This window comes from Brevundimonas sp. A19_0, from assembly GCF_017744255.1.
Lineage (GTDB): Bacteria > Pseudomonadota > Alphaproteobacteria > Caulobacterales > Caulobacteraceae > Brevundimonas.
On the sequence record NZ_JAGHQP010000005.1, the window covers coordinates 19,787 to 46,397 of the forward strand.

Annotated in this window: 27 protein-coding genes and 1 other RNA gene; 17 read left to right on the forward strand and 11 right to left on the reverse strand. The window is 68.0% G+C overall.

Annotated elements, in window-relative coordinates:
- Positions 1–151 precede the first annotated feature (151 nt).
- The gene (locus J7346_RS06800; protein WP_209119062.1) at positions 152–1,360 is read left to right on the forward strand and encodes a hypothetical protein; all 1,209 of its coding nucleotides are present in this window, start codon (positions 152–154) and stop codon (positions 1,358–1,360) included.
- On the opposite strand, the gene J7346_RS06805 is transcribed toward J7346_RS06800, so the two are convergent.
- From J7346_RS06805 to J7346_RS06815, 3 genes are read right to left on the reverse strand one after another with little or no spacing between them, the layout of a single operon-like run.
- Positions 1,332–2,267: a pirin family protein gene (locus J7346_RS06805; RefSeq protein WP_209119288.1), complete on the reverse strand. Its 936-nt coding sequence runs from the start codon at positions 2,265–2,267 to the stop codon at positions 1,332–1,334. The genes J7346_RS06800 and J7346_RS06805 overlap by 29 nt on opposite strands.
- Positions 2,268–2,269: 2 nt before the next feature.
- Positions 2,270–3,586, reverse strand: coding sequence for a hypothetical protein (locus J7346_RS06810; protein WP_209119064.1), 1,317 nt, complete (start codon positions 3,584–3,586; stop codon positions 2,270–2,272).
- Between the two features lie 10 nt (positions 3,587–3,596).
- Positions 3,597–4,085, reverse strand: a complete 489-nt coding sequence (locus J7346_RS06815; protein ID WP_209119065.1) for an Lrp/AsnC family transcriptional regulator — start codon at positions 4,083–4,085, stop codon at positions 3,597–3,599.
- A 144-nt stretch (positions 4,086–4,229) separates the two neighbouring features.
- Between J7346_RS06815 and J7346_RS06820 the strand changes: the two genes are divergently transcribed.
- The 6 genes from J7346_RS06820 to J7346_RS06845 all read left to right on the forward strand — a co-directional run bounded on the left by J7346_RS06820 (position 4,230) and on the right by J7346_RS06845 (position 11,129).
- On the forward strand, positions 4,230–5,462 hold the full coding sequence (locus J7346_RS06820) for a 3-methyl-2-oxobutanoate dehydrogenase (2-methylpropanoyl-transferring) subunit alpha (RefSeq protein ID WP_209119067.1): 1,233 nt from the start codon (positions 4,230–4,232) through the stop codon (positions 5,460–5,462).
- A gap of 56 nt (positions 5,463–5,518) precedes the next feature.
- Positions 5,519–6,586: an alpha-ketoacid dehydrogenase subunit beta gene (locus tag J7346_RS06825; RefSeq protein ID WP_348521472.1), complete on the forward strand. Its 1,068-nt coding sequence runs from the start codon at positions 5,519–5,521 to the stop codon at positions 6,584–6,586.
- 2 nt (positions 6,587–6,588) lie between these two features.
- Positions 6,589–8,322, forward strand: coding sequence for a 2-oxo acid dehydrogenase subunit E2 (locus tag J7346_RS06830; RefSeq protein WP_209119071.1), 1,734 nt, complete (start codon positions 6,589–6,591; stop codon positions 8,320–8,322).
- Between the two features lie 443 nt (positions 8,323–8,765).
- Positions 8,766–9,233: a hypothetical protein gene (locus J7346_RS06835; protein WP_209119073.1), complete on the forward strand. Its 468-nt coding sequence runs from the start codon at positions 8,766–8,768 to the stop codon at positions 9,231–9,233.
- Positions 9,230–10,627: a dihydrolipoyl dehydrogenase gene (gene lpdA, locus J7346_RS06840; protein ID WP_209119075.1), complete on the forward strand. Its 1,398-nt coding sequence runs from the start codon at positions 9,230–9,232 to the stop codon at positions 10,625–10,627. Before J7346_RS06835 ends, lpdA begins: the two co-directional genes overlap by 4 nt.
- A 124-nt stretch (positions 10,628–10,751) precedes the next feature.
- On the forward strand, positions 10,752–11,129 hold the full coding sequence (locus J7346_RS06845) for a hypothetical protein (protein WP_209119077.1): 378 nt from the start codon (positions 10,752–10,754) through the stop codon (positions 11,127–11,129).
- A gap of 55 nt (positions 11,130–11,184) precedes the next feature.
- Here J7346_RS06845 and J7346_RS06850 read toward each other — a convergent pair whose 3' ends face one another.
- Both J7346_RS06850 and J7346_RS06855 read right to left on the reverse strand, forming a co-directional pair.
- A complete protein-coding gene (locus J7346_RS06850; protein ID WP_209119079.1) occupies positions 11,185–11,685 on the reverse strand; it encodes a ferritin-like domain-containing protein in 501 nt (166 codons plus the stop codon).
- 71 nt (positions 11,686–11,756) lie between these two features.
- The gene (locus J7346_RS06855) at positions 11,757–12,479 is read right to left on the reverse strand and encodes a Crp/Fnr family transcriptional regulator (protein WP_209119080.1); all 723 of its coding nucleotides are present in this window, start codon (positions 12,477–12,479) and stop codon (positions 11,757–11,759) included.
- 99 nt (positions 12,480–12,578) lie between these two features.
- Between J7346_RS06855 and J7346_RS06860 the strand changes: the two genes are divergently transcribed.
- A complete protein-coding gene (locus J7346_RS06860; protein WP_209119082.1) occupies positions 12,579–12,788 on the forward strand; it encodes a hypothetical protein in 210 nt (69 codons plus the stop codon).
- Between the two features lie 9 nt (positions 12,789–12,797).
- Here J7346_RS06860 and thrS read toward each other — a convergent pair whose 3' ends face one another.
- From thrS to J7346_RS06880, 4 genes are all read right to left on the reverse strand, one after another.
- Positions 12,798–14,720 carry a threonine--tRNA ligase gene (gene thrS / locus J7346_RS06865; RefSeq protein ID WP_209119084.1) on the reverse strand — a complete coding sequence of 641 codons (1,923 nt, stop codon included), beginning with the start codon at positions 14,718–14,720 and terminating at the stop codon, positions 12,798–12,800.
- Positions 14,717–14,995, reverse strand: a complete 279-nt coding sequence (yidD, locus tag J7346_RS06870) for a membrane protein insertion efficiency factor YidD (RefSeq protein ID WP_209119086.1) — start codon at positions 14,993–14,995, stop codon at positions 14,717–14,719. The genes thrS and yidD overlap by 4 nt, the downstream gene beginning before the upstream one ends.
- Before the next feature lie 72 nt (positions 14,996–15,067).
- Entirely contained in the window at positions 15,068–15,544 is a 477-nt protein-coding gene (locus J7346_RS06875) for an iron-sulfur cluster assembly scaffold protein (protein ID WP_209119088.1), read from the reverse strand.
- Positions 15,545–15,583: 39 nt separating this feature from the next.
- Positions 15,584–16,348 (reverse strand): tetratricopeptide repeat protein, encoded by a 765-nt coding sequence (locus J7346_RS06880; RefSeq protein ID WP_209119090.1) that lies wholly within the window; start codon positions 16,346–16,348, stop codon positions 15,584–15,586.
- 224 nt (positions 16,349–16,572) lie between these two features.
- Here J7346_RS06880 and J7346_RS06885 point away from each other — a divergent pair, with 224 nt between their 5' ends.
- The gene (locus tag J7346_RS06885) at positions 16,573–17,967 is read left to right on the forward strand and encodes a leucyl aminopeptidase family protein (protein ID WP_209119092.1); all 1,395 of its coding nucleotides are present in this window, start codon (positions 16,573–16,575) and stop codon (positions 17,965–17,967) included.
- Between the two features lie 74 nt (positions 17,968–18,041).
- Positions 18,042–18,818: an NlpC/P60 family protein gene (locus J7346_RS06890; protein ID WP_209119093.1), complete on the forward strand. Its 777-nt coding sequence runs from the start codon at positions 18,042–18,044 to the stop codon at positions 18,816–18,818.
- Positions 18,819–18,831: 13 nt separating this feature from the next.
- Here the strand turns inward: J7346_RS06890 and J7346_RS06895 are convergent, their stop codons facing one another.
- Complete coding sequence (locus J7346_RS06895; RefSeq protein WP_209119095.1) at positions 18,832–19,533, reverse strand: cytochrome c family protein; 702 nt, start codon at positions 19,531–19,533, stop codon at positions 18,832–18,834.
- 187 nt (positions 19,534–19,720) lie between these two features.
- Here J7346_RS06895 and J7346_RS06900 point away from each other — a divergent pair, with 187 nt between their 5' ends.
- Positions 19,721–20,455 carry a 3-deoxy-manno-octulosonate cytidylyltransferase gene (locus tag J7346_RS06900; RefSeq protein WP_209119097.1) on the forward strand — a complete coding sequence of 245 codons (735 nt, stop codon included), beginning with the start codon at positions 19,721–19,723 and terminating at the stop codon, positions 20,453–20,455.
- A 12-nt stretch (positions 20,456–20,467) separates the two neighbouring features.
- Here J7346_RS06900 and nudC read toward each other — a convergent pair whose 3' ends face one another.
- Positions 20,468–21,394, reverse strand: a complete 927-nt coding sequence (gene nudC / locus J7346_RS06905) for an NAD(+) diphosphatase (protein WP_209119099.1) — start codon at positions 21,392–21,394, stop codon at positions 20,468–20,470.
- Positions 21,395–21,467: 73 nt separating this feature from the next.
- Here nudC and ffs point away from each other — a divergent pair.
- The 6 genes from ffs to J7346_RS06935 all read left to right on the forward strand — a co-directional run bounded on the left by ffs (position 21,468) and on the right by J7346_RS06935 (position 26,554).
- Positions 21,468–21,563: signal recognition particle sRNA small type (gene ffs / locus J7346_RS06910), an RNA gene on the forward strand.
- A gap of 61 nt (positions 21,564–21,624) precedes the next feature.
- On the forward strand, positions 21,625–23,484 hold the full coding sequence (locus tag J7346_RS06915; protein WP_209119101.1) for a DNA polymerase III subunit gamma/tau: 1,860 nt from the start codon (positions 21,625–21,627) through the stop codon (positions 23,482–23,484).
- Positions 23,485–23,605: 121 nt separating this feature from the next.
- The gene (locus J7346_RS06920; protein ID WP_209119103.1) at positions 23,606–24,289 is read left to right on the forward strand and encodes a hypothetical protein; all 684 of its coding nucleotides are present in this window, start codon (positions 23,606–23,608) and stop codon (positions 24,287–24,289) included.
- 46 nt (positions 24,290–24,335) lie between these two features.
- On the forward strand, positions 24,336–24,665 hold the full coding sequence (locus J7346_RS06925) for a YbaB/EbfC family nucleoid-associated protein (RefSeq protein ID WP_209119105.1): 330 nt from the start codon (positions 24,336–24,338) through the stop codon (positions 24,663–24,665).
- 7 nt (positions 24,666–24,672) lie between these two features.
- Positions 24,673–25,275, forward strand: coding sequence for a recombination mediator RecR (gene recR / locus J7346_RS06930; RefSeq protein WP_209119107.1), 603 nt, complete (start codon positions 24,673–24,675; stop codon positions 25,273–25,275).
- 46 nt (positions 25,276–25,321) lie between these two features.
- Positions 25,322–26,554, forward strand: a complete 1,233-nt coding sequence (locus tag J7346_RS06935) for a DNA recombination protein RmuC (RefSeq protein ID WP_209119109.1) — start codon at positions 25,322–25,324, stop codon at positions 26,552–26,554.
- The last annotated feature ends 57 nt before the right edge of the window (positions 26,555–26,611 follow it).

The following is a 26,611-nucleotide window of genomic DNA, read 5'->3' on the forward strand; positions in this document are numbered from 1 at the left end:
ATCCCCGGTCGGGGTTCAAGGCCCGGCAGCAAGGCCGGCGTAAATCCCCCCGGAAAGGTCCCGATAACCCTGACTGTTCAGCGTGATCATAAAGCCTTGGGCAAGGCGTCGGGGTCAGAATGGCGAGATCAGTTAACCTCCCGGGACCCTCGTGCCGATCACCGTACCCCTGACCCAACTCGGGTCCTCTCGCCGGGACCAGCTGGACCGCGTGATCGAGGCGGGTCTGGCAGCACAGGGCCGTGTCTTTGCCCTGTCGCTTGAACCGGTACGGCAATCGCTGGGCGACCGGTGGCAGGCCAGGCGGGACCATATCTGGGATGCGGCCGAGCGGACGCTGGAACGGCGCCTGCCGCCGCCCGACGTCTTCATGCGTGTAGACGAGGTGACCTTTGTCGCGGCCGTGGCCTCGCGCGATTCCTATGACGGTCAGGTCCTGTGCGCCGACATCCTCCGGGGACTGCTGTCATTCTTCCTCGGTCGCAACGCCGACGACGACATGGTGCTCAAGCGGGTGGCCTCGCTGGACGGCGGCGCGCTGCAATGCGTGCGCATCGACCCCTTCGCGCCCCGGCCCCATGCTGAGTCACAGGCGGCGCCCGAACCGACCCGCGGCCCCGAGAACTGGACGCCACCGCTTGCCGGGCGGCGGCATACGGCCGCGATCTTCACCTCGACTGATGAGCCCGTCGAGGTGGAATTCGAGATTGTGCCGGTCTGGCGGCTTGATACGGGCGCCGTTGGGGCCTTCCGGATTTCCCGGGATGTGCGCGAGGTCGCCAGCCTTTCGTCGGCCCAGATCGAGGCGGTTGATCGCGCAACGATCGAATTCCTGATCCCATTGCTCGAGGAGTATCGCCGCGAAGGCGGGGTGTTCGCCATGATCGCCCCCCTGTCCTTCCCGACCCTGGCCATGGGGCGCCCGCGCCTGTCGCTGATCCAGCAGTGGGCCTCGGTCGCCGACCTGATGCGGCAGGCCGTGATCCTCGAGATTCAGGATGTGGACGCCGGTGTCCCCATGGGCCGCTCGGGCGACACCGCGGCCATGCTCTCCCCCTTCTTCCGGGGACTGATGGTCGAGATCGACGATGTGCAGGCGGCAGAGAAGGCCCTGTCCGAGCACCCCTTCAGCGGGGTGGTGATCGACGGGGATCGCATGGCGGCACCCGGCCTGCTTGGTCGCCTGATCCGCGCCGCGCGCAGGTGCACGCGCAATATCCTGCTGGTCAATCCGCCGCGCGGGCTGGATGAGGCCTCACTCCGCCGCGCCGGCATCAGTCATGTGACGGAGCTTGATGAGCGGGTTCAGGCAGCCCCGGTGCCCGAGGCCGTCAGACCGGATGCGTCGGTCCCGGCTTAGCGGGCGTACCGGTTTCCGAAATGGACGGGGTTTCGGGGAGCGGGATGAACTCCGCGTCGTCGTCCTTGGGCAGGGTCATGCGACCGGCCTTCCAGTCCGCCTTGGCCTGATCCAGACGGGCCTGGCTGGAGGCCACGAAATTCCACCAGATCAGGCGCTGGCCCACCGGTTCGCCCCCCAGAACCATGACGGTCGACGGGCGGATCGCCTTGATGGTCGGCTCGGCCGTCGGCTCCAGCACCACCAGCTGGCCTTCGCCGAAGGTGCGGTCGCCCACCTCGATCTCGCCCTTCACGACATAGAAGGCGCGCTCGCTCATGCCGCCCGCGCCCTTGCCGGGCGGCGGGGCGGTACGGACGCCCTCGGCCAGTTCCCAGTGCACGTAGAAGAGCGGGGACGAGATCGGCACGGCGGCCTTGGCGCCATAGGCTTCACCGGCCACGAGGCGGGCGTAGAGGCCGCCGTTGTCATAGGTCGGCTGATCGTCCTCGCCATGGTGATGGAAGGCGGGGTCGGTCTCCTCCAGGTCGTCGGGAAGGGCGATCCAGGCCTGCATGCCGTGCATCGGGCCGCCGGTGGACCGCTTCAACGGGTCGGTGCGCTCGGAGTGGACGATGCCCTTGCCGGCGGTCATCCAGTTGACCTCGCCCGGCCGGATCGGCTGGGTGTAGCCCAGATTGTCCCGGTGCTTGATCTCACCCTCGAACAGATAGGTCAGGGTCGACAGGCCGATATGGGGGTGGGGGCGGACATTGACGCCCTCGGCGCCGGGCGCGAACTCCGCCGGGCCCATATGGTCCAGAAAGATGAAGGGGCCGACCATGCGCCGGGCATGGAAGGGCAGAATGCGGCCGACCTCGAACCCGCCGAGGTCCTTCTTGCGGGCCTCAATCACCATTTCGATCATCATCAGGGCTCCGTCGTCGGGGGCAGTCGGGAAATCAGGGCGGGCGGCAGGTCGGTCTGGCGCGGGGCGCCATGGTCGTCAAAGCCATTCCACTGCGAACGCGAGACGAAGACAAGCTGTCCGTCGACCACGGTCACGGTCGTCGGCTCCTCGATCTCGGGCAGGTTAGCGGCCAGTACGACGACGATGCCGACCTCTTCGTGGTTCGGATAGAGCACCAGTCGCAGCACCCGCTGCGGGTTTACGCCGTTCTGAATGGCGAACAGTCGCGTGCCGTCGGTGGTCAGGCCGTCAATTCCGACCAGGGTATCGTCGGGGGGCAGGACGACCGGTACGGGCGTGCCGCCCTCGAGAGGCATGCGCCACAGACCAGAACTGTAATCGGCCACGAACAGGGTGTTGCGCACGACGGCCAGTCCCTGAGGGGAGCCGAACACGCCGGTCACAAAGGGGGTCAGCGCCTGATCCGGGCCTGCCAGTCTGTAGAGATTGCCGGACTGGCCATCCGAAACGACCACGGCCCCGTCGGGCATCAGGACCAGATCGCCCAGACCGTGCTCGCGGTCGTCGGCAGGCACGGGATACACGCGCACCACCCCGCCGGTCTCCAGATCGATCTGCAGCAGGGCCGTGGCCGGCGCTTTGTCCGCCGCGAGGCCATGGATGGCCGGGGGCAGGGGTGCGGTCGTCGCCCACAGGATGCCGCGCGACTCGTCGAGCGCCAGACCGACCATGCCGGACACTGCCGGATCTGGCTGAAGCCAGGGCGTGGCCGTGCCGTCGTCGGCGACTGCCACAATGGTTCGCCCCGCCACCAGCGACACCAGCCAGCGATCCCGGCGCGGGTCGCGAACGACGCTTTCGGCCAGGACAGTGCCGTCGATCCGGAACAGCGGCTCGAGCCTTCCGGCCCCGACCGGCGCCCGGTTCGAGCGGATCAGGTCGGCAATGACCTCGACCGCCGCGGCGTGGTCCGGCCGGGTGCGCAGGTCCGCGAGGGCCTCTTCGGCATCGACGTCGAACACCAGACCGGCTCCGCCGTAGCGTCCGTAGTGGAGCAGGGCCTCAAGCCCGTCGCCCTGCGCGGCCGCGACCCGGGCCCGCAGCATCATGACGCCGGGATGGTTGGCGATGAAGGTCTCGGCCTCGGCCAGTTCCCGGGTGGCGGTGTCCAGATCCTCGGCCCGCAGCGCCGTCACGGCTGCGGCGCGGTGGTGGCGGAAGGCGGCGACCTCGCCCTCCGGCGTCTGGGCGACAGACGCCCCGGCCGTCAACGCCAGCAGCGCCAGCCCGAAGACCACTCCCCCCGACCGCCCCATGGTCCTGTCCCTAGTTCACATGCGGACTGACGATGCCGAGTGGCAGGGCTGTCACGTTTTTCACGCCCCGCGTGACGATGTGGCTCTCGCAGTCGGAGACGATGCCCAGCGCCAGCAGTTTTTCGCGCAGGAATTTGTCGAAGGCGTGCATGTCGGACGTGACGATCCGCAGGACATAGTCTTCACGGCCGGTAATGGTCGCGCACTGGACGACCTCGGCCCAGTTGGCGACGGCGCTCTCGAACACCTCGAGATTTTCCGTGGACGGCAGGTTGAGCTTGACGATGGCATAGACCTCGAAGTCCAGGCCCAGCTTGTCGGCATCGAGCAGCGTCACCCGCTTGCGGATGTAGCCCGTATCCTCCAGTCTCTTGATGCGTCGCCAGCATGGAGACGCCGACAGACCGACCCTTTCGGCCACATCCGCAACCGAAAGCCCGGCATCGTGTTGGAGAATGTCGAGGATGCGGGCGTCGATCGCGTCCAGTTCTTCGGCCAATGCGTTTCTCCCGGTCTTAGTTTGGCGAAATAAAATACCTCAATCGGGCGGAAATCAAGGTCGGATTTGAGCGAGCAATCACGGTTCGCCCGTGGTAGATCGCGGGATGAGGAAACGCTGACGGATCAACGGACGGCAACCACGATGAAAAAGAACACCAAGCCCCTGTCCCTGCGGGTGCCGGAGCCCACCGGCCGTCCGGGTGACACCCCCGACTTCAGCCACCTGAAACTGGATGCCGCCGGCGCCGTGGTCCGGCCAGACGCGCTGGCCGACCCGCACGAGATGCGCGACATGGCCTTCCGGCTGGTGCGGGTGCTGGACGATTCCGGCAAGGCCGTCGGCCCGTGGGATCCGAAGCTCGACCCGGACACCCTGCGCCGGGGCCTGAAGGCCATGGTCCTGACGCGCGCCTTCGATGACCGGATGCACCGCGCCCATCGTCAGGGCAAGACCAGCTTCTACATGAAGTGCACCGGCGAGGAGGCCATCGCGGTCGCCCAGGGAATGATCCTGCCGGCCGAGGACATGGGCTTTCCGACCTATCGCCAGCAGGGGCTGCTGATTGCGCGCGGCTATCCGCTGGTCGACATGATGAACCAGATCTATTCGAACGCCTCGGACCCCATCAAGGGCCGTCAGCTGCCGATCATGTACTCCAGCCGCGACTATGGCTTCTTCACCATCTCGGGCAATCTCGGCACCCAGGTGCCGCAGGCCGTGGGCTGGGCCATGGCCTCGGCCTACAAGGGCGATGACCGACTGGCGATCAGCTGGATCGGCGATGGCGCCACGGCCGAGGGCGACTTCCATAACGCCCTGACGTTCGCCGCCGTCTATCGCGCGCCGGTGATCCTCAACATCGTCAACAACCAGTGGGCCATCAGCTCCTTCCAGGGCATTGCGGGCGGTCTGGAGACCACCTTTGCCTCCAAGGCGATCGGCTATGGCCTGCCGGCGCTGCGGGTTGACGGCAATGACTTCCTGGCGGTCTGGGCGGCGACCCGGTGGGCCGAGGAGCGCGCCCGCGCCAACAAGGGCGCCACCGTCATCGAACTGTTCACCTATCGCGGCGCTCCGCACTCGACCTCGGACGATCCCAGCCGCTATCGCCCCGGCGACGAGCACGAGAAATGGCCGCTGGGCGATCCTATCGCCCGCCTGAAGCAGCACCTGATCGCGCTCGGCGAATGGTCCGACGAACAGCAGGAAGCCGCCGAGAAGGACGCTGCCGAACAGGTCCGCGCGGCGGGCAAGGAGTCCGAGGCCATCGGCACGCTCGGCCAGTCGCGGCCCAGCGTGAAGACGATGTTCGAGGATGTGTTCGCGACCGAGGACTGGCGTCTGGTCGAACAGCGCCGCGAAGTGGGGGTCTGAAGATGAGCGAGCAAACCTTCACCGAAGCCGACCGCAACGACGGCATTGAGCCCGACATGGTCGATCAGGACCACGCGCCGAAATCGACCGCCGGCGGCAGCGGCACCGTGCCGATGAACATGATCCAGGCGCTGAACTCGGCGCTCGACACCAAGATGGCCGAGGACCCGAATGTGCTCTCGTTCGGCGAGGACGCGGGCTATTTCGGCGGCGTGTTCCGCGTCACCGACAAGCTGCAGGAAAAGCACGGCCTGACCCGCAGCTTCGATGCCCCGATCAGCGAATGCGGTATCGTCGCCACCGCCATCGGCATGGGCGCCTATGGCCTGCGCCCGGTCGTCGAGATCCAGTTCGCCGACTACATCTATCCGGCCTACGACCAGATCGTCTCCGAGGCGGCCAAGCTGCGCTATCGCTCGGCCGGCATGTTCACCAGCCCGATCACGGTGCGCTCGCCCTATGGCGGGGGCATCTTTGGCGGCCAGACCCACAGCCAGAGCCCCGAGAGCCTGTTCACCCACATCGCCGGCCTGAAGGTCGTCGTGCCCAGCAACCCCTATGACGCCAAGGGTCTGCTGACCGCCTGTATCGAGGATGACGACCCGACCATCTTCTTCGAGCCCAAGCGCCTCTACAACGGCCCGTTCGACGGTTGGCATGAAAAGCCCGTCTCGCCGTGGAAGGCCCAGGACCTGGCCCAGGTTCCGACCGAGAAGTACACCGTGCCGCTGGGCAAGGCGCGCATCATGAAGGAAGGCGCCGACGTCACCATCCTGGCCTGGGGCACCATGGTCTGGGTGTCGCTGGCCGGGGCCGAGCACGCGGGTGTCGATGCCGAGGTGATCGATCTGCGCTCGCTGGTACCGCTCGACATCGAGGCCATCGAGGCCTCGGTCAAAAAGACGGGTCGCTGCGTGATCGTGCACGAGGCGCCGAAAACCTCCGGGTACGGAGCAGAACTGTCGGCCCTGGTACAGGAGCGCTGCTTCTATCACCTTGAGGCCCCGATCGCGCGGGTCTGTGGCTGGGACACGCCCTATCCGCACGCCTTCGAGTGGGAATATTTCCCCGGCCCCGAACGGGTGGCCGAGGCCCTGAAATCGACCATGAACGGAGGGCGCTGATCATGGGACGCTATGTGTTCAAACTGCCCGACGTGGGCGAAGGCACGGCCGAGGCCGAACTGGTCGGCTGGCACGTCAAGGTCGGCGACACGGTCGCTGAGGACCAGATCGTCGCCGACGTCATGACCGACAAGGCGACCGTCGAGATCACCAGCCCGGTGGCCGGCAAGGTCACCACCCTGCACGGCGAGCCCGGCCAGATGCTGGCCGTGCGCGGCCCGCTGGTCGAGTTCGAGGTCGAGGGCGCGGGGAATGCGGCCGCAGCGTCTGACGGCAGCGATGCCCCCTCCACCGCTTCGCGGTCCCCCTCCCCCGACGGGGGAGGATCTGCGGCTCAATCTCCCCCCACCGGGGGGAGTACCGGCGCAGCCGGGGAGGGGGGCTCAGGCTCTTCCGCATCCGGCGCCAACTATGTCTTCAAACTACCGGACGTGGGCGAGGGGACGGCCGAGGCCGAGCTCGCCGGCTGGCACATCAAGGTCGGCGACGCGGTCGAGGAAGACCAGATCATCGCCGACATCATGACCGACAAGGCGACCGTCGAGCTGACCAGCCCGGTCGCCGGCATAGTGGTCGCCCTGCACGGCGAGCCCGGCCAGCAGCTGGCCGTCGGTGGTCCGCTGGTGTCCTTCAAGGTCGACGGCAAGGGCAATGTGGCGGCGTCCACCGCCTCTGCTCCCTTCCCCCTTGATGGGGGAAGGGCTGGGGATGGGGGTGACATTTCCGCCAAACGGCCCGCCGGTGCTTCCGCTGCCTCCAGCCCTGAACCCGCCACCGCCTCCACCCCCACCCCAACCCCTCCCCCATCGAGGGGGAGGGGCTCTGACCCCGTCCGCACCCTGTCCGCCCGGGGTGAACGCCCGCTGGCCTCGCCTGCGGTGCGCCAGCGCGCTCGCGGCCTGGGCGTCGAACTGCAGTTCGTGCCCGGCTCCGGGCCGGCCGGTCGCATCGAGCATGGCGATCTCGACGCTTACGTCGCCTCGGGCAGCCACGGATCGTCCGCCTCCGGATCATCGGCCTCGACCTGGGCGAAGGCCGAAGGCACGACCGAGACCAAGATCATTGGCCTGCGCCGCAAGATCGCGGAGAAGATGGCCGAGAGCGTGCGCCGCATTCCGCACATCACCTATGTCGAGGAAATCGACATGACGGCGGTCGAGGAGCTGCGCGCCCACCTGAACGCGACGCGCAGGAAGGACCAGCCCAAGCTGAACGTCCTGCCCTTCATCGCCCGCGCCATCGTGGTGGCCCTGCGCGACCAGCCGGCTATCAACAGCCACTATGACGACGAGGGCGGGGTGCTGACGACGCACAACGCTGTCCATCTGGGCATCGCCGCCCAGACGCCGAACGGCCTGATGGTGCCGGTGGTCCGTCACGCCGAGGCGCGCGATCCCTATGACACGGCCGAGGAAATCGCCCGGGTCTCGGGCGCGGCCAAGGCCGGCACCGCCAAACGCGAGGAACTGTCGGGTTCGACCATCACCATCACCTCGCTGGGCACGCTGGGCGGCGTGGTCCACACGCCCATCATCAACCATCCCGAGGTCGCCATCGTCGGCCCCAACAAGATTGCCGAGCGGGTCGTGGTCAGGGACGGCCAGATGGTCGTCCGCAAGATGATGAACCTGTCCTCCAGCTTCGATCACCGCATCGTCGACGGCCACGATGCGGCGGTGTTTGTGCAGCGCATCAAGGGGCTGCTGGAGCATCCCGCGACGCTGTGGATGGGGTGAAGCATGAAGAGCCTGAGCATAGTCCCGGCCCTCTTGGCCTTCGTGGTGTTGGCGACCGCAAGCCCGGCTCTCGCGTGTCGACCTGTGGCGTTGAACGACGCCTACTGGCAGAGTAGCTGGACGAATAGCTCAAGGGTGGCTCTTGGCCGGATTGTTCGAGTGACCCCCTATTCGGCGGCAGAACTCGCTCGGTTGAATGAGGTGCGTTCGGTTGCGCCTCTGAGGCAGGGTTCCGGCATGGCTGACATCGAGGTTGTTCGGGACTTGAAGGGCTCTGGCCCCATGATCGTTCGCGCTCAATATCAGCGAAATCCTTCGTGCTGGTATCGCTGGGCACCAGCCGTTGGTGACACGGTCATGGTATTTTCGGGCGCGCGCACGGAGGCTTGGCCGAAAGAGCGCATCACCCTTCCTCGCCTAAGCGCACTCTTCAACGAGTTCCAATGACCCGGACCCTCACCCCTAGAGTCCGCCTCATCGGCGCAGTAGCCAGCGCGATCATTGTGGCTCTCGCAGCAACGCCGGCGATGGCCTGTCTCCCGGAGCCGTGGCCTCAATGGTCTGACATTCAGCGGCCGGGCGGGCCCGACCTGATGATCGTCCGCGTGACACGCATCGATGTTGCAGAGACGCCGCGCATATCATCCGACCGCTCAGAATTGTTCGATGAAACGGTGACGGTCGAACTGGTGCAGGCGCTGCAGGGCGCTCCAGATGCCCAGTACCAAATGACACAGCTTCATTCCTGGCGGCCTTTGTCCGATGAGCCGATGCGGTGCCTTCCCTGGCGGGTTGAACTCAATGTTGGGGACGTGGTCGTTGCCTACGAGAATCGCAGCGGCGCCCTCCATATTCCGCAGCCGTACCATGTCCCGCCGGACCTGAAAGCCGTCCTGGAAGCTTACCAATGACCCAGACCCTCTCCACCAAAGTCCTCATCATCGGGGCCGGTACCGGCGGCTATGTCGCGGGGATCCGCTGTGGCCAGCTGGGCCTCGATACCATCCTCGTCGATGGCGGCGACGGCCTCGGCGGCACCTGCCTGAACGTCGGCTGTATTCCGTCCAAGGCGATCATCCACGCGGCCAACAAGTTCGAGACCGTGGCCAGGGCGGCGGACGGCGGCACGCTGGGCATCACGGCGTCGAAGCCGGCCGTCGACCTGTCGAAGACGGTCGAGTGGAAGGATGGCATTGTCCGTAAACTGAATGGCGGGGTCGCGGCCCTGCTGAAGAAGGCCAAGGTCAAGGTCATCAAGGGCTGGGCCGAGTTTTCCGACGCCAAGACCTGCACGGTGAAGACCGCCGACGGCGACATCACGATCAGCGCCGAGCACGTCATTCTGGCCACGGGGTCCGAGCCGGTCGAGCTGCCCTTCCTGCCGTTCGGCGGCGATGTGATTTCCTCGACCGAGGCGCTGTCACTGGACAAGGTGCCCGGCAAGCTGGTCGTCGTCGGCGGCGGCTATATCGGACTGGAACTGGGCATCGCCTTCCGCAAGCTGGGCGCCGAGGTGACGGTGGTCGAAATGGCCGACCGCATCCTGCCGCTCTACGACAAGGCCCTGACCGATCCGGTCACCAGATGGCTGGAGAAGCATGGCGTCGAACTGCATCTGGGCGCGAAAGCCGGGTCGTTCGAGAAGGGCCAGCTGAATGTCACCGCGAAGGACGGCGCCGCCCTGAAGCTGAAGGCCGACAAGGTGCTGGTCACCGTCGGCCGTCGTCCGCGCACCAAGGGCTGGGGGCTCGAGAATATGGGCGTGGCCATGGCCGGTCCGTTCGTGAAGATCGACAACCGCTGCGCCACCTCGATGAAGAACGTCTGGGCCATCGGCGACCTGACCGGTGAGCCCATGCTGGCGCACAAGGGGTCGGCCCAGGGCGAGGTGGTCGCGGAAATCCTGGCCGGCCACGACCGGACCTTCGATCCGGTGACCGTCGCCGCCGTCTGCTTCACCGAGCCGGAAATCGTCTCGGCCGGGCTGGGGCCGCAGGAGGTCGAGGGCCGCGATGACGTCATCACCTCGGTCTTCCCCTTCATGGCCATCGGCCGGGCCCTGGCGATCGAGGCGGGCGATGACGGCGGGTTTGTCCGGGTGATCGCGTCAAAGAGCGACCACCGCATCCTCGGCATCCAGGCCGTCGGCCAGCATGTGTCAGAGCTGTCGAACAGCTTTGCCCAGATGCTGGAGATGGGTGCGGTGCTGGAAGATGTGGCCGGCGTGATCCACGTCCACCCGACGCTGGGCGAAGCCTTCCACGAGGCCAGCCTGCGGGCGCTGGGCCACGCAATTCACATTTGAGAAGAGGCGCTACCGCTCGCCGCGCGGCGGCTCGCTGCCTGAGCGCGCGCGGGCATTACCGCGCTTTCACTTGAGTGGGCGGGCGGGCTGCCGCATCGTGGGCTCCAGCTTCAAGGAGACAGCTATGCGTTTGAAGATGATGATGGCGACCGTGGTGGCCGGTCTGGCGCTCGCAGGCGCCGCCCAGGCCCAGGATGCCGCCACTGATGGCGAGTACCGCGCCTCGCTGGGGCGGATGATCACCTCGACCGCCGACGGCGAATGCCCTGCCGACCTGATGGCGGCGGACCTGCTCGCCGCCTGCAACGACCAGGTCGACCAGATCGGGCCGGCCCTGCAGTCGCTCGGCCCGGTCAAGGACATGAGCTTCGTCAGCGCCGAGGGTGAGGGCGAAAGCCGCGTCGAGACCTATGACGTCTTCTTCGAGAGCGGCCAGATGCTGACCTGGGGCATCGGCGGCTATGTCGACGGCAAATTCACCATCGCCTTCGTCAGCGGCTGATCCGGTCGCATGATGGAGACGGGACCGGCCCTGACGGCCGGTCCCGATCCCTGGCTCAGGCCGCGTCCTTGAGAGCGGCCTCATTGATGCTGGCGTCGGCGATCGACGTGAGATCCTCGTCGGTCTGCGACTCCTCTTCCAGCGTTTCGTCGAGCAGTTTGACGGCCTCGTCCAGTCCCAGGACATTGGCCCAGCGCTTCAGCGTGCCGTAGCGCGTGATCTCATAGTGTTCGACGGCCTGGGCGGCGGCCAGCAGGCCGGCATCCAGAGCGGGGCTGTCCTTGTATTCCTCGGCGATCTCGTCGCCCTCATCGAGGATGCCGTTGATCGCGTCGCAGGTCTTGCCGCGCGGGGTCTTGCCGATGATTTCGAAGACCTTCTCCAGGCGCTCGATCTGACCCTCGGTCTGGCCCTCATGCTTTTCGAAGGCGGCCTTCAGCTTCTCGGACTGCGCCGCCCGCTTCATCTTGGGCAGGGATTTGAGGATCTTGCGCTCGGCGTAATAGATGTCGCGCAGGGTGTCGTGGAACAGGTTCTCAAGGGTCTTGTCGGCCATGGTGTCTCTCCTTTGAGGCGGACCCAGATAACCGAGTGGTCGCGGCCCGGTTCCTATGTCGGAAAACCGACTCAGGCCCCCTTGGCGCCGCCCAGGAGGGCATTCATCCGCGGCCTGAGCATGTGATAGCAATCACAGGCTGCGGCCTCGAGCCCGGCCCGATCCGTAATGCGGATTGCTCCGCGGCCATAGGCGATCACCTTTCGGCGCTTCAACTCCGAGGCGGCCTCGCTGATCGTGGAGCGCCGCGTGCCGATCAGTCGCGCCAGCTCTTCCTGCCGGAAGGCGAGGCTCTCGTGGGGGGACAGGTCCCATGCCGTCAGCAGCCAGCGGGCGATCCGGTCGGGGATGGGGTGCAGCGCATTGCAGGCCGCCGTCTGGGCCGCCTGGGCCTGGTACAGGTCGGTCAGGACCAGCAGCCGCTCCAGCAGACGCGGACGCGCCAGCGACAGTTTTCGCAAGGAAGCGGCGCTGGCCACCCACGTCGTCCCGGCGGCACGGCATACGATCTCCCAGGAGCTGGGGCGATCCGCCATGAAAGGCGCCAGCCCCGTCACACCCTCGAATCCCACGACGGCGGTCTCGACGGCGCTGCCGTCGGGAAAGCGGATCAGATTGGCGAACTGGGCATCAATCGGAAAGTGCACCTCGGTGATGACTGCGCCCTCATCGACGACCGTCTGATCGAACGTGACCTCGATCCGGCGCAGAAGCGGCCGGAGCGCGGCGGCCTCCTCCGCCGGCAGATTGGCGATGAAACGGTTCTCGGGGAGCGGATCGCTGGACTGGGTCATGAAACAGCAACGCTCAAGGCCACGCTTGGGTGCAGTGTCGCCCGGCGAACTTTCGACAACCGTGAAGCATGTTACGGCACAGCCTGACCGGGAGGCTGTGTGAAAACCTATTTCTGCTTCATCGAGAGGGACATCATGGGCACCCCCCATGTCGAGCCCCTCAACGCCACGACGGATGACGAGGCGCTGAAGGAGGCCGAGGCCCTGCTGCGCACCCACGCCAGCGGGATCGCGGCCCATGTGCTGTGCGACGACATGCGTATCGGCACGGTGCGGGCGACGCGATCCCCTGAGGTCAGGCCGGCCTGATCAGCCGGCCTAGCGGCGCAGGTCGGGCGGCGTGGCCTCTTCGGTCAGGATGCGGATGGCCTCCTCGACCGACACGATCTCCTGGCCTTGCGAGCCCAGACGGCGGAGGGCGACCTTGCCCTCCTCGGCCTCGTTCTTGCCGACCACGGCGATGACCGGAACCTTGCCGACCGAGTGCTCGCGCACCTTGTAGCCGACCTTTTCGTTGCGCAGATCGGTCTCGACGCGCAGGCCCGCCGCCTTGAACTTCGCCGCGACCTCCTTCGCATAGTCGTCGGCGTCCGAGACGATGGTGGCGACCACGGCCTGGACCGGTGCCAGCCACAGGGGGAAGGCCCCGGCGTAGTTCTCGATCATGATGCCGATGAAGCGCTCGAATGAGCCGAGGATCGCCCGGTGCAGCATGACCGGCCGGTGCTTGGCCCCGTCCTCGCCCACATATTCCGCGCCCAGACGTTCGGGCAGGACATAGTCCAGCTGGATGGTGCCGCAGGTCCACTCGCGCCCGATGGCGTCCTTGACGACAAAGTCGAGCTTGGGCGCATAGAAGGCGCCGTCGCCCTCGGTCACGACCGGCTCGGTGCCGGCGGCCCGGGCGGCCTCGGCCATCTGGGCCTCGGCCTTGTCCCAGAACTCGTCCGTACCCGCGCGGACCTCGGGGCGGGTGCCGAGGCTGATGTAGGCCGTCTCCATGCCGAGGTCGGCGTGGACACTGCGTGCCAGATCGATGAACCGGGCCGTCTCGTCGACGATCTGGTCCTCGCGGCAGAAGATGTGGGCATCGTCCTGGACGAAGCCGCGCACCCGCATCAGCCCGTGCAGGGCGCCCGACGGCTCATACCGGTGACAGGCGCCGAACTCGGCCATGCGCAGCGGCAGTTCGCGGTAGGACCGCAGGCCCTGATCGAAGATTTGCACATGGCCCGGGCAGTTCATGGGCTTGAGGCTCAGTTCCTCGCCCTCGACCGTCTCGCAGACGAACATGTTCGGCCGGTACTTGTCCCAGTGGCCCGAGGCCTCCCAGAATTTGCGGTCCAGAACCTGGGGTGTCTTGACCTCGACATAGCCCGCCGCATCCAGCCGGCGGCGCATATAGGCCTCGATCACCCGCCACAGCACCCAGCCCTTGGGGTGCCAGAAGACCATGCCGCGGCCCTCTTCCTGCATATGGAACAGGTCCATGGCGCGGCCCAGCTTGCGGTGGTCGCGCTTCTCGGCCTCTTCCAGACGCTTCAGGTGGGCCTCGAGGTCCTCCTTGGAGGCCCAGGCCGTCGCATAGATGCGTTGGAGCTGCGGATTGCGATGATCGCCCCGCCAGTAGGCCCCGGCCAGCTTGGTCAGCTTGAAGGCCTTGCCCACGAACTTCGTCGACGGGAAGTGCGGGCCGCGGCACAGGTCCAGCCACTTGCCCGTGCGATAGACGGTGATGACCTCGTTCTCGGGCAGGTCGCGGATCAGCTCGGCCTTGAAGCGCTCGCCGATGCTGTCGAAATAGATGATGGCCTCGTCGCGGTCCCAGACCTCGCGGACCAGCTTCTCGTCGCGGTCGACGATCTCGGCCATGCGCTTTTCGATGGCGGCGAAGTCGTCGGTCGAAAAGGGCTCTTCCCGGTGGAAGTCGTAGTAGAAGCCATCCTCGATGGCCGGGCCGATGGTGACCTGGGTGCCGGGGAACAGCTCCTGCACCGCCTGGGCCAGCACGTGGGCGGCGTCGTGGCGGATGGTTTCCAGCGCCGCCGGGTCATCGCGCATGATCAGGCGGAAGTCGCCACCGGACTCGATCGGGCGGTCGAGGTCGCGCTGCTCGCCATTGATCTCGACCAGCGCGGCCTTCTTGGCCAGCGAGGACGAGATGGAGGCGGCCACCTGGCGCCCCGTCGTCGAGGACGGGAACTGGCGGACGGCACCGTCGGGGAATTTCAGGTCAATCATCGGTCTGTCTTCGTTGTCTGGATCGCGGGAGGGGAGGGATCCCGCGCCGGAACCGGGTCGTAGCCCGAGCTTCCGAAAGGATGGCATTTGCACAGGCGCCGTACGGTCAGCCACCCGCCCCGGACCGGCCCGTGGAGGATCAGGGCGTCGCGGGCATAGTCGGAGCAGGTCGGCAGGAACCGGCACGACTGCCCGATCAGGGGCGACAGGGTCAGCTTGTAGCCCCGATGGGCCGCGCGGACGCCACGTTCGTAAAGGGTTTCGCCGGATGCCATGTCGCCGCGCTTATCCCCCGCATCGTCCGCCCGGGCAAGCACCGCGGGCAAGGTCGGGGAGAGCCGGGCGGATCAGGCCGCTCCGGCGCGGCGAGTTCGCTCGGCCTCGGGCGTGTCGCGGGTGGCCAATGCCATGTCGAGGGCATCCAGCAAGGCGCCCATGGCCACCTGGGTGGAGGCATGACGCTGGGGATAGTCGGAGACGGGCTTCAGCACCCGCAGGCCCTCGAACCGGCCCTCCGGACCCTCGCCGCCAGACTTCAGCATATCGGTGAGGGCAGTGGCTGCGGCCGTGATCTCATTGGCTGTGGCGCCAAGAACCGCCTCGCCGATCACGCCGGCGGCCGCCTGACCGAGGGCGCAAGCCTTGATGTCCTGGGCGAAGTCGGCGACCCGGCCTGCGTCATCCAGAACGACATCGACGACGGCGCGCGATCCGCACAGACGGGCGACGCGCTCGCCCGTGCCCTCGGGCGCGGCCAGACGCCCGGCGTGGGGCAGATTGGCCGCCAACCCCAGAATGCGGGCGCTGTAGAGATCGTCGATCATGAGCCGAATATAGGGCGGGGGCCGGGCGGGCGAAACTGCCTATTGCAGCGACTGCCAGGTGCGCGCCCCGCCGGCGGCGACCGGTCCGGCCGCGCGCTCGCGAATCCAGGCCAGGTTCTGGTCGGCCTGGGCGGGTGGCAGTTCACGGCGCAGGATGGCCTCGGCCTCGCCGATGTTGCCGGACAGGCCCACGACCAGCGCCAGGTTCTGCTTGACCTGCAGGCCCGCGTCGGGCTGGGCGGCGGCGCGCCGCAGCAGGGTTTCCGCGCCCGGCAGATCCCCGGCCGTCAGGTGCACCATGGCCATGTTCGACAGGATCGACGGATTGTCGGGCGACAGGCGCAGCCCTTCGGCCCAGGCCGCCTGGGCATCGGCCTCGCGGCGCACCTGCTGATAGGCGACCCCCAGCAGCGACCACGGACGCCAGTCTCCCGGCAGCAGGTCCCGGGCCCGCTCCAGCGCCGCAATGCCGTAGAAGGCCTGACCGCGTGCGATATGGGCGCGGCCCAGCTCGATCATGGCCTCGGTATTGTCGGGCTGGACGATCAGCACCTTGTCGGCGGCCTCGACGGCCTGATCATACTGTCCCAGTTCCCTGAGCGCCTGTGCCAGCCGCACCCCGGCGATGGGATCGGCCGGGTTGATCTCGAACTCCTGCTGCCAGAACAGCGAGCGGCTGAGCGGATCCATCCGCTCATAGGTGGCCCGCGTCTCGGCCGAGGCGGGCTGGCGGTCCTGGGCCAGCAGGGCGGTGGGTGTGGCGAGGGCGGCGAGGGTGGCGATCAGCAGAAGTGGGCGCGACATGGAGCGTTCCCGGCGATAGGGTTCAGGTCACCATGAGGGTGGGCCGCTTCGGTCAATCCTTCGTTAACCCCGCAGGAGCCTGATCCGTTGAGGAGAAATCGCTTCGCGATTTCGCCGATGCGGTGAATCAGGCTCCAGAATTGAGCGAGAGCATGATTCACGCTCTCGTCAGAACCACGCAGTGGTTCTGCCTCGAACGATCATGCTCGTACCGTGGAGAAATCATGTCCCGTCGCCCGCCCCTCGTGATCGCCGCCGACAGTCCGGAAGCCGCATCGGCGCGGCCCGTGCGTCTGGTGCCCCGCGATACGGCTCTGGAGGGGCCGACCGGTGTCTGGGCGAAGGCCAACGGGTTCAAGGGTCAGGCCGGGCGGTTGCTGCTCTGCGCCGACAGCTCGGGCGAACTGACGGAGGCCCTGTTCGGTACCGGCGAGACCTTCGATCCGATCGGCGTGCGGGCGCTGGCGGCCCGGCTGCCGGAAGGACTGTGGCGGCTGGACGGCCTGCCGGACGGCGATGCGGACCTGGCCACGCTGGCCTTCTGCCTCGGCCGCTACGCCTTTGATCGCTACACCCAGCCCGCCCAGGACGACGGCGCCCGTCTGGTCGCCCCGGTCGGCGTGGATGTGGACCGGGTGCTGGATACCGCGCGCAGCTGCGATCTGGTGCGCGAGATGGTCGACACGCCGGCCGCCGACATGGGGCCGCTGCAGATCGAGACCCTGGCGCGGGAGATCGCCGAGGAATCCGGCGCCGAAATCTCGGTCATCGAGGGCGAGGCCCTGCTCGAGGCCAACTATCCCGCCGTCCACGCCGTTGGCCGGGCCGCCGTGGCCGCCCGCGCCCCGCGCATGATCGAGATGCACTGGAACCGGTCGCGCACGGATCTTCCCCTTGTGGCGCTGGTCGGAAAGGGTGTGGTGTTCGACACGGGCGGCCTGAACCTCAAGGCTGGCGCCGGCATGCGCTTCATGAAGAAGGACATGGGAGGCGCGGCCCATGCGCTGGGCCTAGCCCGGATGGTCATGCGGGAGAGGCTGTCCGTGCGGCTGGCGCTGCTGGTGCCGGCCGTCGAGAACGCTGTGTCGGGCGACGCCTTCCGTCCCGGCGACGTCCTGTCCAGCCGCAAGGGCCTGTCGATCGAGATCGGCAATACGGATGCGGAGGGACGGTTGATCCTGGCGGACGCCCTGGCCCGCGCCGGTGAGCTGGAGCCCGATCTGACCCTGGATTTCGCCACCCTGACCGGTGCGGCGCGCGTGGCCCTGGGGCCGGACCTGCCGCCGCTCTATACGGATGACGAGGCGCTGGCCGCCGACGTGCTGGCCGCTTCGGCCCGGGTGGGCGATCCGGTCTGGCGCATGCCACTGTGGGCGCCCTATGCCGACTCGCTGGACAGCGACATCGCCGATCTCAGGAATGACTCGGCCGCCTGGGCCCAGGCTGGATCGGTGACGGCGGCCCTGTTCCTCAAGAATTTCGCCCCCGGCACCGGGGCCTGGGCGCACATGGACATCTTCGCCTGGAACCCGCGTGGCCGTCCCGGCTGGCCGCAGGGCAGCGAGGTCCAGGCCATCCGCGCCTGTTTCGACATGCTGGCGGCCCGCTATCCGGCCTGAGGGGCCGCGCGTTAACGTGACCTTCGGCCTTGTGAGTCAGGGTGCAGCGTCACAGCTGCCCTTGCCCCGCCGGAATGATCCACGCCGAACCCTCTGCCCTGCTGATCCGACCCGACCTCGCTGAAGCGGCGGTCGAAGGGCTGGTGCGCGCCGAGGCCTACCGCGCGACCGAGGTCTTCCGGACCACGGGCGCCGTGGCGGACATTCTGGACGACGACGGCCATCGCATTTCGCAGCTTCTGTTCGGAGAGGCGTTCGACAGTCTTCTGGTCGAGCGGGGGCGTCACTGGGGACGCTCGCGCCGGGATGGCGTGATCGGCTGGATTGCCGAAGCGGATCTGACGGCCGGCGTCGGTACGCCAACCCATCGCGTGGCGGCCCCCGGCGGAGTCCTGCCGTTCAACAGCCTGGTTGATCCGACCCGGGATGCGGCCGGCGATGTGGTCCTCATGCCGCTGGGAGAGTTCGCGGCCGACCTCGCCGCCGTGGCCGAAGCGCTGATCGATGTGCCGCACAGTCTTGGCGGCCGGACCGGGGCCGGCATGGACTGCGCGGCCCTGGTGCAGGCCTGCCTGATGGCCTGTGGCCGTGCGGCGCCCCGCTATACCGAAGGCCAGGCCGAGCTGGGCCGGGCGGTTGCGCGGGAGAATGTTCAGCGGGGGGACCTGATCCTCTGGCGGCACGCCGAAGGCGGCCCCGGCTGGACCGGCCATTCCGCCATCGCCCTGGATGCCGCGACCGTCATCCACGCCAGCGGACGCGCGGGGTCGGTGTGCCGGCAGTCGCTGGATGAAGCGGATACGAATCAGCGCGCCGAGGGCTTCGACGCGCTGATCATCAGACGACTCTAGAAGAGACCCGGTATCAGCCGCCCGTCGGGGCGCTGTCCGCAGCCGGCGGGGCCGCGGGGCTTTCCTCAACGGCGGGTTGACCGGCCGCACCCTCGATCGGGGCCGCCTCCACGCCTTCGCCGGCTTCACCCGGCTCACCGGCCGCAGCACCGGGCTGACGCGCGGGATCGGGCGCCGGGACCGCATAGCCGCTCGAGCCCTGCGACATCATCCAGGCGATCAGGTTCACGCGGGTCTCGGTGTCACGCAGACCGGCGAACGACATCTTGGTGCCCGACACATAGCGCGCGGGGGCGGTGATGAAGTGGTCAAGGGCGTCCAGCGTCCAGGTCGGATCCACGGCCTTGTGGGCGACCATGGCATCCGAATAGGCAAAGCCGGCGTGGCTGGCGACCGGACGGCCGACGATGCCGTACAGGTTCGGGCCGATCTTGTTGGCGCCGCCCGCCTCAATGGTGTGACAGGCCGTGCAGCGCGCGAAGGCGGCTTCACCGGCGGCCAGATCGGCGACCGGAATCAGCGTGCCCCAATCCGGCGGCAGCTCGGCTTCGGCACCGCCTTCAGCGCCGCCCTCGGGGATGTCGACCTTATAGCCCATCTCGTGGGCGGGCTCGGATTTGTAGACAAAGCCCGAAGCCTGCTGGACCACCAGGATCGTGAAGACCGTCGCCAGGCCCGCACCGAAAATCTTGTTCAACTCGAGGTCGCCGCTCATCCGGTCGTCAGTCCCGTATCTGAAGGGCCCGCATCCCCGGCCGGTGGCAGGGTGGCAGGCATTGTTTCGCGTGCGCGTCTCTGACACGGTAAGACGGCCTTCGCAACTGTCCGGTTGGGTTTCCCGCCCGGCTGCGACCAAAGACCCCGCCTGCCGCGCCCCTCCTCCAGAGCCCCTACGATCCCTCATGACTCCGCTGATCCTCATCCCTGCGCGCATGGCCGCGACGCGACTGCCCGGAAAGCCGCTGGCCGACATCGGCGGCGTGCCCATGATCGTGCGCGCCAGCCGTCAGGCGCGGGCCTCGGGGCTGGCCGTAGCCGTGGCGGCGGGGGACCCCGAAATCGTCGAGGCCGTGAAGGCCGACGGGGGCCAGGCCGTGCTGACCGACCCGGACCTTCCGTCCGGTTCGGACCGGATACGGGCGGCGCTCGACGCCATCGATCCGGCGGGGCGGCACGATGTGGTGGTCAACCTGCAGGGCGACATGCCGTTTGCCGATTCCGGGCTGTCCGGCGCCTGTGTGGATCTTCTGGCCCGCCATCCCGAATGCGACATTGCCACCCTGGTGGCCCCCGAGAGCAGCGCGGCGGACCGGGCGAATGCGGATGTGGTCAAGGCCGTGCTGGCCATGGCGCCTCAAGGCACCGAGGGGCGGGCCCTCTATTTCACCCGCTCCACCCTGTACGGCGACGGGCCGGTCTGGCGGCATATCGGACTCTACGGCTATCGGCGCGCGGCACTTGAGGCCTTCTGTGCCGCCCCGCCGTCGCCGCTGGAGCGCCGCGAGAAGCTGGAGCAGCTCAGGGCGCTCGAAATGGGCCTGCAGATCCATGCCGCCGTGATCGCCGACGCGCCCCTGTCGGTGGACAACCCGGATGACCTGGCCGCCGCCCGCGCCCAGGCGGCAATCTCAGGCTGACGGTCCACGGCGTCAGACATCGTCGACCCAGGCCTTGAGCAGGCTGTGGGCGATCGCAAAGGGATAGGGCGCCACAACATCGGGGTGGCGCCCTTCCAGTACCTGCCGGGCCTCATCGCGGGTCAGCCAGCGCACGGCCTCCAGTTCGGTCAGGTCCGGCTGTGCCTTGTTGTCGCTGACCTCGGCGATCAGGCCGATCATCAACTGATGCGGAAACGGCCAGGGCTGGCTGGCCAGGTAGCGGACCGAGGTGACGGTCAGGCCGGCTTCTTCCTTTACCTCGCGCGCACAGGTCTCCTCGAGGCTTTCGCCGGGCTCCATGAAACCGGCCAGCGCCGACATCCTCCCGGTCGGCCAGGCGGCCTGGCGTCCCAGCAGGCAGATCGGCTCGGCGCCCCCGTTATAGACCGGCAGCATGATGCAGACCGGGTCCACCCGTGGATAATGCTCCGCGCTACAGGTCTCGCACGTGCGGCGCCAGCCGCCCGAGGCCATCCGGGTCTCCCGCCCGCAACCGGGGCAGAACCGGTTTCGACCGTGCCAGTCGAACAGCCCCTTGGCCGCCCCCGCCATGGCCAGATCTCCGGCGGGCAGGCGCGGGGCTGCTGCGCGCATGTCGGGATGGTCGCCCGGTCCCATCAGGGTCTCGAGTTCAGCGAGGCGGCCCCCCGGCACCGAACAGGCAAAGACCGGTGCTTCTTTCCACAGGCCGAGGAAGACCGGCTCATCCGGGCTCAGCGGCGACAGCCGGGCCAGCGGTGCCCAGGCCAGCCGCTCCTGATCCCCGACGGGTTCCAGTCGGGGGCGACCGTCGATCAGCGCCATGGCCAGGGCCGCAGGATCGGCCCGGCGCGCGGCCATCCAGTCGGGATCGTTGCGACTGTCGCCGCCCCGGTCGAGGGGGGATGCGGAAAAGGCGGTAATGAGCGGCCGGGACATGGCGCCCTCCATACCCCGCCGAGGTTCGCGCCGTAAGGCATCTTGATCTCGGGGCCCTGAGCGCGCATATCGGGGGTGGAGATCGCGGGCGAAGGCTTCGCCAACCTGGTCAGGGCCGGAAGGCAGCAGCCACAACGAATTCCCCTTCGGGTCGCGGTCTCCACCCTTCTCCCTCAGCAAAACCGTCATCCGGCCTCGCCCGGCATCGTGTCACGAGCTATGACAAGGTCATGAGCGAGATGGACCCGATTCCGCCGTTGGACGAAGACGACGCCCCGGACGCGGAGATCGTCGAACGCGATCCGAATACCGATGACATGTTCGGCGCCCCGCCCACGCCGGAGCCGGCCCCCGCGCCTGAACCTGCGCTTGCCCCTCTGCCCCAGCCCGCGCCGGCCAAGGAGGCCCCCTCGGCCGCCTATCAGGTGCTGGCCCGCAAATACCGCCCGACCACCTTCGAGGACCTGATCGGCCAGGAGGCCATGGTCCGCACCCTGACCCACGCGTTCGAGACCGGCCGGATCGCCCACGCCTTCATGCTGACCGGGGTGCGGGGGGTCGGAAAGACCACGACGGCGCGCCTGCTGGCCCGGGCCCTCAACAACCAGGCCCCCGGCATCGACAGGCCCTCGCTGGCCCTGACGCCGGACGGGCGGCACGATGCGGCCATCATGGCGGGCCAGCACATGGACGTCATGGAGATGGACGCCGCCAGCCACACCGGCGTGGGCGACATCCGCGAGATCCTGGACAGTGTGCGCTATGCGCCGGTCGAGGCGCGCTACAAGGTCTATGTGCTCGACGAAGTGCACATGCTCTCGAACCAGGCCTTCAACGCCTTGCTGAAGACGCTGGAAGAGCCGCCGCCCCACGCCAAATTCATCTTTGCGACCACCGAGATCCGCAAGGTGCCGGTCACTATCCTCAGCCGCTGCCAGCGGTTTGACCTGAGGCGGGTGGAGCCGGAAATCCTGATCGAGCATCTGGGACGCGTCGCCCAGAAGGAAGGCATGGCGATCGAGCGCGACGCCCTGGCCCTGATCGCGCGCGCAGCGGAAGGATCGGTGCGCGACGGCCTGTCGCTGCTGGACCAGGCGCTCGTCCAGGGTGGAGAGGGTGAGGCGGTCAAGGCCGAGGTTGTGCGGGACATGCTGGGTCTCGCCGACCGCACCCGGACCATCGCCCTGTTCGAAACCGTCATGGGCGGGCGCACGCCCGAGGCGCTGGAGATGTTCCGCGACCTCTATGGCTATGGCGCCGATCCGGTGCAGGTCATGGGCGACCTGCTGGAGCATTGCCACGCGGCCTCGGTCGCCAAGATGCTGGGCCCGGAGGCGACTCGCCTGCCGGGCGATCAGGCGGCCATTCTGGCGGCGCTGGGCGCGGGCCTGTCGGCCGGGACCCTGTCGCGGGTCTGGCAGATGCTTCTGCGCGGGCTGGAAGAGACCCGCCGCGCCCCCAATCCGGCCGAAGCCGTGGAGATGGCCCTGATCCGGCTGGCCTATGCCGCCGATCTGCCGGGTCCGGAAGAGGCGCTCAAGGCCCTGAAGTCCGGCGAGGGACTGGACGGCGGCCCCGCGCCTCGCGGCGGGGGAGGCGGCGGCTCGGGCGGAGGGAGCCAGGCGACCCTTGCCCGGCCCATGACCGTGGCGCAGCCGGCCCTGCCCGATCCCCAGACCTTCGAGGCGGTGGTCGCCCTGATCGACGAAAGGCGCGAGATCGCGCTCAAGCTGGACGTCGAACGCTATGTCCGGCCCGTGGCCTTTCGCCCCGGCGCCCTGACGTTCGAGCCCGTACAGGGCACGCCGCCCGATCTGGCGCGCAAGCTGGCCAGCCGGCTCAAGGACTGGACCGGTCGTACCTGGCTGGTCGCCGCCAATGGCCAGGGCGGGGGCGAGACCCTGATCGAGCAGGAGCGACGCGCCCGCGAGAAGCGTCGCGCCGACGTCGAGGCCGATCCCTTCATCCGCTCGGTGCTCGAGGCTTTCCCCGGTGCCGAACTGGGCGAGATTCGCGACCTCGCGCCCGCCGTGTCGCTGCCGTCCATCCCCGATGAGGGCGATGACGATGCGGGCACCGACGACACCTGACGGAACCTGTCAGGACGGCCTCCAGCCATGGGCGAACCGTGATCGCTGACCTAGTCTCGCCGGACATTCTATCCGGGAGGCGGACATGCGGGGCTGGCTGTTGGGAGGGCTATCAGCCCTCATGTTGATGGTCGCTGCGGGGGCGGCGGGGGCGCAGGAGACGGATCCGGTCGAGGCTGCCCCGTCCTCGAACAGTATCTCCGATGACGAACGGGCCGTGATCGATGACCTCGCGCGCCAGCTCGATGAGTCGTTTGCGGTGCTCGCAGAGCAGTTTGACGTCGAGAGTTTTTCGATCCGACCGATGATGCAGGCGCTGCTGGGCGACGTCTTCAGGGACCTGCCGGACGAGGGCAACTACGGGTTCACCGTCGATTTCGAGATGTACGGGACGAAGAACCCTGACGGTCTGGACTCGGGGGAGGCGGACGAAGACGCGCGCAAGCGGCGCCCGGTCCACGCCGACGCCCAGGCGTGCGCCGCCGCCAACCGGAACATCCCCGTGATCCGCTTCGAAAGGGTCGAGATAAATGGACTTTCGGGGCACCGCTGCATCATCGCCGGTCAAAGCCCCGATTTCGAGGATGCCTGGGTCTATGCCTCCTGGCTGGTGCTGGAGGGGCCCGAGGCCTACCTCGAGGTCACGACCGGCGGCGCCGTGGCGAGTGAGGAGGACGGCTATGCCCTGTCCAGCCGGATCGGCCTCGAGCGGCTCGACGCCCTGAATGTCATGGCGGCCGAGATCGAGACCCTTGCCGTGGACGCCTATCTCGGCGGCGAGCCTGCGGCCGATGTGGCGCCCTGAGCCCCACCCCCTGTCGGAACGGTCCGCTTCATCCTAGATAGGGGGCATGAAAGACCTGACCCAACTGATGCAACAGGCCCAGGCGATGCAGCAAAAGCTGCAGGACGCCCAGGCGAAGATGGCCGAAACCGCCGCCGAGGGCACCTCGGGCGGCGGGCTGGTGACCGTCAGCCTGAAGGGCCCCGGCGAAGTCACCCGCGTGCAGATCGACGAGAGCCTGATGGTGGCCGGCGAACAGGACATCCTGGCCGACCTGATCGTGGCCGCCCATGCGGATGCCAAGCGCAAGCTGGACGAGGCCAATGCCGTGCTGATGCGCGAGGCCGCCGGTCCCATGGCCGGGATGAACATCCCCGGCATGCCCAAGCTGTTCTGATCCGCCGGTGGCCGCGTCTGCCGGACCCGAGATCGAGCGGCTGATCGGTCTGCTGTCGAAACTGCCCGGGCTGGGGCCACGCTCGGCCCGGCGCGCGGCGCTGGCGCTGCTCAAGCGGCGCGAACAGCTGCTGTTGCCGCTGGCGGCCTCGCTGGCCGAGACGGCGGACAGGGTGAAATCCTGCTCCGTCTGTGGCGCGCCCGATACCCGCGATCCCTGCACCCTGTGCTCCGATCCGGCACGCGACGCCGGCCTGATCTGCGTGGTTGAGGAGGCCGGCGCCCTGTGGGCCATGGAGCGGTCCGGCGCCTTTCGCGGTCGCTATCATGTGCTGGGTGGCCTGCTGTCGGCGCTGGACGGGGTGGGACCCGATGCGCTCCGGCTCGGCGAACTGGTCGGCCGGGTGGCGGACGGCGGTGTGCGCGAGGTGGTGCTGGCCCTGCCGGCCACCGTCGATGGCCAGACCACCGCCCATTATATCGCCGAACGGCTGGCCGATGCCGGGGTCAGCGTGACCTCTCTGGCGCGCGGCGTGCCGGTCGGCGGCGACCTCGACTGGCTGGACGACGGCACCATCATCCAGGCCATGCGCGCAAGGCGGCCGACGTAGAGGGCGGCGCCTTTCCCCGCTTCCTGACTCAGGTTAGGAACGGAGCATGAACACGCTTGAGCTGATCCTGATCGCAGTCGCCGTCCTGTCGGGCGGCGGTTTTCTGTGGGCCTATGCGGGCTGGCAAAGGAGCCGGTCGTCCCTTGTGGCGGCGGAAGAGCGGCTGGCGCTGATGCAGGAGAGCCGCGAAACCCTGACCGATCTGCTGAAGGCCCAGGCGGCGGCCTCGGCCGAGACGGTCGCGGAGCGTCTGGTCAGCCGGGCGACCGAAACCTTCCGCGCCGAGGGCCGGGTCAGCCAGACCCGTATCGAGGCCCAGCTGAAGCCCGTCGCCGACACACTCAAAAAGTTCGAGGCCCAGGTGGCCCAGCTGGAACAGGTCCGCGCCCGCGACATGGGCGGGCTGAAGAGCGAGTTGGCCGCGCTGATGTCGGCATCCTCGGCCACGCGCGACGAGGCCCGCAAGCTGACCGAGGCCCTGCGCGGCAACACCGGGCGACGCGGACGCTGGGGCGAGCAGACCTGTCGCAATGTGCTGGAGGCCGCCGGCATGGCCGGCCGCTTCGACTTCGAGGAGCAGACCTCCAGCGCGGACGACGCCGGGCGCCAGCAGCGGCCCGACTTCATCGTGCGCCTGCCGGGCGGCGGCATGTTCGTGATCGACGCCAAGGTGCCGCTGGCCTTTGCCGATCAGGGGGAAGGCGACGAGGAGCAGCGCCAGCACGCCGCCTCGGTCCGCACGGCGGCCAGTATGAAGACCCATGTGCGCCAGCTGGCGTCCAAGGCCTATCAGGACCAGTTCCAGCCCAGCCCCGACTTTGTCGCCATGTTCGTGCCCGGCGATGCCTTCCTGTCCGCCGCGCTGGATCACGAGCCCGATCTGATGACCCAGGCCATGGCCTCGCGCGTGGTGATCGTGACCCCGACCACCCTGTTCGCCCTGTGCAAGGCGGTGGCTTACGGCTGGCGGGCCGAGGAGCAGACCCGCAACGCCGAGGACGTCGCCCGGCTGGGCAAGGAGCTGTACAAGCGCCTGTCCGTGATGGGCGGTCACGCCGCCTCGGTCGGCAAGGCGCTGGACGCGGCCGTCGGCCGCTACAACCAGTTCGTCGGCTCGCTGGAAAGCCAGGTCATGGTGTCGGCCCGGCGCTTCGAGGACCTCAAGGTCGATCATGAGGGCAAGGATCTGCCGGACCTGTCGCCGGTCGAAAGCGCGCCCCGTACGCTCAGCCGCCCGGAGCTGCTGAAATCGCCTGAAACCGGCGCTTCAGAGGGTTAAGACAAGGCTTGCAGACTTTTTGACAAGGTCGCTTGACATGGCGACGCGCTGATGTAA

Coding starts and splice junctions, on each gene's coding strand:
- nudC (WP_209119099.1), bottom strand. CDS start 21,394: ATGTCCCGGCCGCTCATTACCGCCTTTTCCGCATCCCCCCTCGACCGG.
- J7346_RS06850 (WP_209119079.1), bottom strand. CDS start 11,685: ATGGCCGACAAGACCCTTGAGAACCTGTTCCACGACACCCTGCGCGAC.
- J7346_RS06925 (WP_209119105.1), top strand. CDS start 24,336: ATGAAAGACCTGACCCAACTGATGCAACAGGCCCAGGCGATGCAGCAA.
- J7346_RS06880 (WP_209119090.1), bottom strand. CDS start 16,348: ATGTCGCGCCCACTTCTGCTGATCGCCACCCTCGCCGCCCTCGCCACA.
- J7346_RS06890 (WP_209119093.1), top strand. CDS start 18,042: ATGATCCACGCCGAACCCTCTGCCCTGCTGATCCGACCCGACCTCGCT.
- lpdA (WP_209119075.1), top strand. CDS start 9,230: ATGACCCAGACCCTCTCCACCAAAGTCCTCATCATCGGGGCCGGTACC.
- J7346_RS06875 (WP_209119088.1), bottom strand. CDS start 15,544: ATGATCGACGATCTCTACAGCGCCCGCATTCTGGGGTTGGCGGCCAAT.
- J7346_RS06825 (WP_348521472.1), top strand. CDS start 5,519: ATGGTCGATCAGGACCACGCGCCGAAATCGACCGCCGGCGGCAGCGGC.
- J7346_RS06915 (WP_209119101.1), top strand. CDS start 21,625: ATGAGCGAGATGGACCCGATTCCGCCGTTGGACGAAGACGACGCCCCG.
- J7346_RS06885 (WP_209119092.1), top strand. CDS start 16,573: ATGTCCCGTCGCCCGCCCCTCGTGATCGCCGCCGACAGTCCGGAAGCC.
- J7346_RS06805 (WP_209119288.1), bottom strand. CDS start 2,267: ATGATCGAAATGGTGATTGAGGCCCGCAAGAAGGACCTCGGCGGGTTC.
- J7346_RS06845 (WP_209119077.1), top strand. CDS start 10,752: ATGCGTTTGAAGATGATGATGGCGACCGTGGTGGCCGGTCTGGCGCTC.
- yidD (WP_209119086.1), bottom strand. CDS start 14,995: ATGGCATCCGGCGAAACCCTTTACGAACGTGGCGTCCGCGCGGCCCAT.
- J7346_RS06920 (WP_209119103.1), top strand. CDS start 23,606: ATGTTGATGGTCGCTGCGGGGGCGGCGGGGGCGCAGGAGACGGATCCG.
- J7346_RS06900 (WP_209119097.1), top strand. CDS start 19,721: ATGACTCCGCTGATCCTCATCCCTGCGCGCATGGCCGCGACGCGACTG.
- J7346_RS06835 (WP_209119073.1), top strand. CDS start 8,766: ATGACCCGGACCCTCACCCCTAGAGTCCGCCTCATCGGCGCAGTAGCC.
- thrS (WP_209119084.1), bottom strand. CDS start 14,720: ATGATTGACCTGAAATTCCCCGACGGTGCCGTCCGCCAGTTCCCGTCC.
- J7346_RS06895 (WP_209119095.1), bottom strand. CDS start 19,533: ATGAGCGGCGACCTCGAGTTGAACAAGATTTTCGGTGCGGGCCTGGCG.
- J7346_RS06810 (WP_209119064.1), bottom strand. CDS start 3,586: ATGGGGCGGTCGGGGGGAGTGGTCTTCGGGCTGGCGCTGCTGGCGTTG.
- J7346_RS06830 (WP_209119071.1), top strand. CDS start 6,589: ATGGGACGCTATGTGTTCAAACTGCCCGACGTGGGCGAAGGCACGGCC.
- J7346_RS06935 (WP_209119109.1), top strand. CDS start 25,322: ATGAACACGCTTGAGCTGATCCTGATCGCAGTCGCCGTCCTGTCGGGC.
- J7346_RS06820 (WP_209119067.1), top strand. CDS start 4,230: ATGAAAAAGAACACCAAGCCCCTGTCCCTGCGGGTGCCGGAGCCCACC.
- J7346_RS06855 (WP_209119080.1), bottom strand. CDS start 12,479: ATGACCCAGTCCAGCGATCCGCTCCCCGAGAACCGTTTCATCGCCAAT.